Source organism: Actinosynnema sp. NPDC023658, assembly GCF_040639995.1.
Taxonomy (GTDB): Bacteria; Actinomycetota; Actinomycetes; order Mycobacteriales; family Pseudonocardiaceae; genus Actinosynnema.
Window position 1 is genome coordinate 1 of the sequence record NZ_JBFAAX010000404.1, and the last position, 5,239, is coordinate 5,239.

The 5,239-nt window shown below is 70.4% G+C and carries 6 protein-coding genes; all 6 read right to left on the reverse strand.

Annotated features, from left to right (window positions below; genetic code table 11):
* The coding region (locus AB0G02_RS27585) for a cation:proton antiporter (RefSeq protein ID WP_360799205.1) at positions 1 to 657 on the reverse strand (657 nt) is incomplete at its 3' end.
* A gap of 63 nt (positions 658 to 720) precedes the next feature.
* Positions 721 to 2,520 (reverse strand): ABC transporter substrate-binding protein, encoded by a 1,800-nt coding sequence (locus tag AB0G02_RS27590; RefSeq protein WP_360799208.1) that lies wholly within the window; start codon positions 2,518 to 2,520, stop codon positions 721 to 723.
* Positions 2,521 to 2,542: 22 nt separating this feature from the next.
* Complete coding sequence (locus AB0G02_RS27595; RefSeq protein ID WP_123742571.1) at positions 2,543 to 2,890, reverse strand: hypothetical protein; 348 nt, start codon at positions 2,888 to 2,890, stop codon at positions 2,543 to 2,545.
* Positions 2,887 to 3,717 carry a dimethylargininase gene (ddaH, locus tag AB0G02_RS27600; protein ID WP_360799212.1) on the reverse strand — a complete coding sequence of 277 codons (831 nt, stop codon included), beginning with the start codon at positions 3,715 to 3,717 and terminating at the stop codon, positions 2,887 to 2,889. The genes AB0G02_RS27595 and ddaH overlap by 4 nt, the downstream gene beginning before the upstream one ends.
* Positions 3,718 to 3,799: 82 nt before the next feature.
* Complete coding sequence (locus AB0G02_RS27605) at positions 3,800 to 5,041, reverse strand: ATP-grasp domain-containing protein (protein WP_360799215.1); 1,242 nt, start codon at positions 5,039 to 5,041, stop codon at positions 3,800 to 3,802.
* 14 nt (positions 5,042 to 5,055) lie between these two features.
* Positions 5,056 to 5,239: hypothetical protein (locus AB0G02_RS27610; protein ID WP_360799218.1), on the reverse strand; the 184-nt coding region annotated here is incomplete at its 5' end.

Below are 5,239 nucleotides of genomic sequence, written 5' to 3' on the forward strand. Positions count from 1 at the left end.
GAGGACCAGCGCCAGCGCGCCCAGCGACCACGCCACGTGCCCGGCGGTCAGCCCGGAGGCGGCCATCCCGGACACCACGGCCAGCAGCGACCAGCCGACCACGTCGTCCACGGCGGCGGCGGTCACGGTGAGCTGCCCGATGTCGCGGTGCAGCAGGTTCATCTCCAGCAGCACCTTGGCGATCACCGGGATGGCACTCACGCACACCGCCACACCCAGGAACAGGGCGAAGACCGGCCGGTCCGCCGCCGGGCCGAGCATGGCGGCGGGTAAGAGGAACCCGGCGCCGACACCGAGGGCCAGCGGCAGGAGCAGCCCTCCCGCGCCGACCCAGGTGGCGGCTCGGCGCTGCCTGCGCGCCAGGCCGAGGTCGAGGTGCATGCCGGTGAACCCCACCAGCAGCAGCACCCCGAACTGGCCGACGGCGTCGAGCAGGTGAAGTTGCGCGGGGTCGTCGAACACCGGGGCGAACGTGCCGAGCAGGGACGGCCCGAGCAGGACGCCGGAGGCCAGCTCACCGACGACGGCGGGCATCCCGAGCCGGACGGCGAGCCGCCCGAGCACGAGGGCCACACCCAGGAGCGCGGCGACCTGGAGAAGGAACATGAGCAACGGGTGCGCCCCGAGCGTGCTCGGCGGCGCGGCGGACAGGACCACGGGGGACCCCTTTTTGAGCGGTGGAGAGGCGGCGCGGGACCGGTGCGGACCCGCCGCGGGGGATCAGTCGCGGTAGTACCAGTTCTCCGGGTTGATCATCCCGTAGGGGTTGATCGGCCCGAACCCACCGAGGGTGTTGGCGACCTCGAACAGCCGGATCGGGAAGTTCGGCGTGAAGATGACGGGCACCTCGTTGGCGATGTAGTCCTGGTACTCGTAGAGCACGTCCAGGTCGTCGCTGGTGACGGTGCGCTGGATCAGCTCGTCGGCCTTCGGGTCGGTGTAGAAGCCGAAGTTGCCGCCCGCCTTGGTGGAGAACAGGATCTCGCCGGTCGGGTGGTGGTAGGCCCAGCCGCCGTTCCAGCAGCACATCTCCCACGTGCACGGGGTGGTGGCGGTCGGCTCGCACGGGCCGTCCTCGGCCACGAGGATCGAGCCGTACACCTCTTCGAGCCGCAGCTCGATGCCCGCCTCCGCGGCGGCGTCGCGGAAGTTCTCCATCACCCGGGTCAGCGCCGGGCGGCCCTCGACGTAGCGCAGCAGGATCGACAGCTTCGTGCCCGCCGGGATGCCCGCGCCCGCCTCGCCCGGACCCGTGCCCGGCCGCACGCACACCGCGGGCGTGACGCTGGTGTCCCAGCCGTTCGCCTCCAGCAGCGCCTTGGCGTTCTCCGGGGAGAACGGCAGCGGCCACGCGCCCTCGCGCTGGCGCGGCGAGACGTACTCGGTCTTCGGGTACATCGGCACCGGGCCGTTCTGCCGGTACGCGTAGCCCTGGTAGATGTCGCGCACCGCGGTGTCCTGGTCCAGGGAGGACTGCAGGGCCTGGCGGATGTAGGTCTGCGCGAACATCTTGCCGACCACGGTCGGGTTGTTGAAGTTCAGCGAGATGTACCGGATGCAGAACGCCGACTGCGGGAACATCGTGTACTCGGTCAGCGGGTTCGGCCCGCCGACCACCGGGTCGACCGCCGGCTCCGTGGCGAAGCTCAGCGGCAGGTAGCCGACCTGGATGCCGTTCTCGGCGTCCGGGCCCGCCTTCAGCATCTCGTACTGCTCCTCGTCGGAGAACGTCGGCACCTGGCGGAACTCGTCCAGGTACGGCTTGTTCGGGCCCGAGTAGTGCTCGTTGGGCACGAACGTGACCACGCCCTCCAGCGTGTAGCTCTTGAGCCGCCACGGGCCGCTCACGATGCTCCAGATGGGGCTGTCGGCCCACCTGGTGCGGTGGGCGTTGCCCTCGTCGACGATGTTGCCCTGCTGCGCCATCAGGTACTCGTAGACCGCCTCGACGTCGGCGAGGTCGCCGGAGGCGTTCGCCGGGCCCGCGTCGGTCCGGTCCCACGCCCTGGGCAGCGGCGTGATCGTGCTGAGCTGGTTGTAGAGCACCCAGTGCTTGGAGTAGACCTTGTCGAAGGTGAAGAACACCTCGTCGTCGGCCACCTTGCCGTAGTCGGTCAGGTTGTCCGGGAAGTAGCCCGGGACGTACTCGCCGTACCGGGCGCCCTTGACCTTCATCAGGTTCACCCAGAACAGCACGTTCTCGGCGGACAGGGTCTCGCCGTTGGACCACTTCCAGGGCTTGACCTTGACCCGCACGGTCAGGCCGTCCTCGCTCCACACCGGCTCCTCGCCGATGCTCTGCGCGTAGTCGACGTTCGGGGTGCCGTCGCTGCCGAAGTAGTACAGCGTCCGGTACATCAGCGCCTGGAACTCCAGGATGTTGCGGGTGCCCATGCGCTCGGCCGGCGTGAACGGGAAGATCACGGCGGGCGGGAAGCCCGGCGCGCACGCCCACGTGACGACGCCGCCCTTGCGCGGCGTGGTGTCCGTGCCGGCGGTGATGGTGCTCGCGGAAGTCATGGCTGCTCGTCGGCCTCTCGGGTCAGTTCGTGGTCTGAGCGGGGATTTCCTCGATGGTCGAGACGCCGGACGCGGCGTGCTCGCCGAAGCGCTCCCACACCTCGTCGAGGCGGATGCGACCGTCGTCGAGCACCTTCGGCGTGCTGCGGCAGTGCCCGGAGATGACCTGGCCGTCGTCGAGCACCATGCAGTAGGCGAAGTCGAGGGCGCCGTCGGGCCGCGCGGTGCCGGTCAGGGCGCCGCGGCGTGCCTTGCCGCCGAGGAACTCGCCCCAGAGCAGGTCACCGTCCTGGTGGTACACGGCGACCCGGCTCTCCTCGGGGCCGCCGCCGGTGACCGGGTGGAACCTCTTGCCGTCGTAGTTGATCATCGAGCTGGCTCCCCACGCAGTTCGAGCGTGCAGCACTTCGCGCTGCCGCCGGATTTGAGAAGTTCGGACAGGTCGACACCGATGGGCGTGAAGCCCCGGTCGGCGAGCTGGTCCGCCAGGTTCACGGCCTCCTGCGCCAGCAGGACGTGCGTGCCGTCGCTGACCGCGTTGGGGCCGAACACCTCGGCGTCGTGGTCGCCGGCGATCACGGCGTCGGGGTACAGGGAGCGCAGCACGCCCCTGCTCCACGTCGAGAACGCCTCGGGGTAGTACATGATCAGGTCGTCGTCCAGGACCGCCAGCGCCGTGTCCAGGTGGTAGAACCGCGGGTCCACCAGGTCCAGCGTCACGACCTCGCGCCGGAAGAACCGGGCCGCCTCCACGTGCGAGCGCTCGTCGGTGCGGAAACCGGTGCCCGCCAGGATCCGGTCGCCCACCAGCAGGTAGTCGCCCTCGCCCTCGTTCACCCAGAACGCCTCGTGCGTGCGGAAGCCGTTCTCGCGGAACCACTCCAGGTACGCGGGACCCTCCGCTTCGCGCTGCCGGAACCGGAACCTCGCCGACAGCACCCTCCCGTCCACGACGGTCGCCCCGTTCGCGGCGAACACCATGTCCGGCAGCCCCGGCTCGGGGTCGATCAGCTCGACGTCGTGGCCGAGGTCCAGGTACAGCGACCGCAGCCGGCTCCACTGGAGCAGGGCGGTGGACGCGTCGGTCGGCTTCTCGGGGTTCATCCACGGGTTGATGGAGTAGGAGACGTCGAAGTGCTCCGGCGGGCACATCAGGTACCTGCGGCGGCGCGCGGTGCGCTGGGCTGGGTCGGACACGGCGGTGGAGTCCTCTCTGGCCGGGGCGCCACCGGTCCGCCACATGTGACGCGGAGGGCCCGGCGACGCCTGCGGTGTGGAGCTACTGGAAATCGACCTCGATCTTCGCTGCGTAGTCGTTCATCAGGGCGAACGCGTCGGCCTCCGACGTGCCGGTGGCGCCGAGGAAGCCGATGATCGTGTTGCCGTCCGGCGGGCGCTTGACCACGTCGCCGGGTCGTGCGGTGATCTTCAGCAGGAACACGCGGTCCGAGCCGGACACCTCCTCGGGCACCCGCACCTCCCGCACCACGCCGGCGTCGGAGATCAGGCACATCGCGGCGATGTGCGTGCCGGTGGGCTGGAAGTGGCGCACGCTCGGCCGCCGCCCCGCGCCGATGTCCACCACGGCCGCGATCGGGTCGTGCTCGGCGGTGATGCGGGCGATCATGTCCAGCCCGCCGCCGCCGACCCGGGCCGCGATCTCCAGCAGGTAGGGCTTGCCGTCGTGGAAGCGGACCTCGGCGTGCATCACGCTGTGGGTGAGGCCCTGCGCCAGCGCGCCCGCCGTGACGACCTCGTGCACGGCCTTCAGGTCGTCCGGGCTCATCGACGTCGGCGCGTGGTGCACGTCGTCGTCGAACGTCCCGCCCTCGGCGGTGATGCGGTCCACCACCGACCCGAGGTACACCTCGCCGTCCCACGCGACGGCCTCCATCAGGTACTCCTTGCCGTCCAGGAAGGACTCGACCAGCAGCCCGTTGGGGCCCAGGTCGATCCCGTCCGCCTCGGAGTTGGCCCAGAAGAGGTCCTGGATGCCCTGCGCCGCCTGCTCGTAGTGCTCGGTCAGCTCGGCCTCGTCGTCGCAGCGGAACACGAAGTGGCTGCCCGCGCCCAGCGTCGGCTTGACGATCACCGGGTAGCCGAACTCGCCCGCCGCCGACTTGGCCTCCGCCAGCGACGTGACGAACCGGAAACCGGGGATCGGCGCCCCGGCCTTCTCGTGCGCCTGCCGCATCAGGTACTTGTTGCGGCTGTTCAGCGCCGCCTCGACGCCGATGCCGGGCAGGCCCAGCGCCTCCGCGATCGCCGCGACCGCCACGACGGCCGCCTCGGAGAACGTGATCACGCCGTCGAACGCCTCGGTGGCGTGCCACTGCTTGGCGGTGGCGATCATGTCCTCGATGTTCTTCGACCCGACCAGCCGGTAGTGGTCGGCGGGCCAGAAGTCCTCGGTGCCCTCGCCGTTGAGCACGTACAGGTCCACGCCCAGGTCCTGCACCTGCCGGTAGCGCGAGTGGTAGTACTCCAGGTACTGGCGGGTCTCGATGGTCAGCAGCTTCACGGTGCGCACTCCTCCTAGCTCACGCCGTCGAGGGCCACGTGCTGGCCGGCGTGCGCGTGCGTGCCGGGCAGCGACGGGAACCGGAACGGCCGGATCTCGGCCGGCATGTCGTCGCTGGTGGACAGGTCGACGCCCTGCGCGGACACGTCGGACGCCACGTCGACCAGGATCGGCGCGGCGCACGCGAGCAGCGTGCGG

Coding starts and splice junctions, on each gene's coding strand:
- AB0G02_RS27590 (WP_360799208.1), bottom strand. CDS start 2,520: ATGACTTCCGCGAGCACCATCACCGCCGGCACGGACACCACGCCGCGC.
- AB0G02_RS27595 (WP_123742571.1), bottom strand. CDS start 2,890: ATGATCAACTACGACGGCAAGAGGTTCCACCCGGTCACCGGCGGCGGC.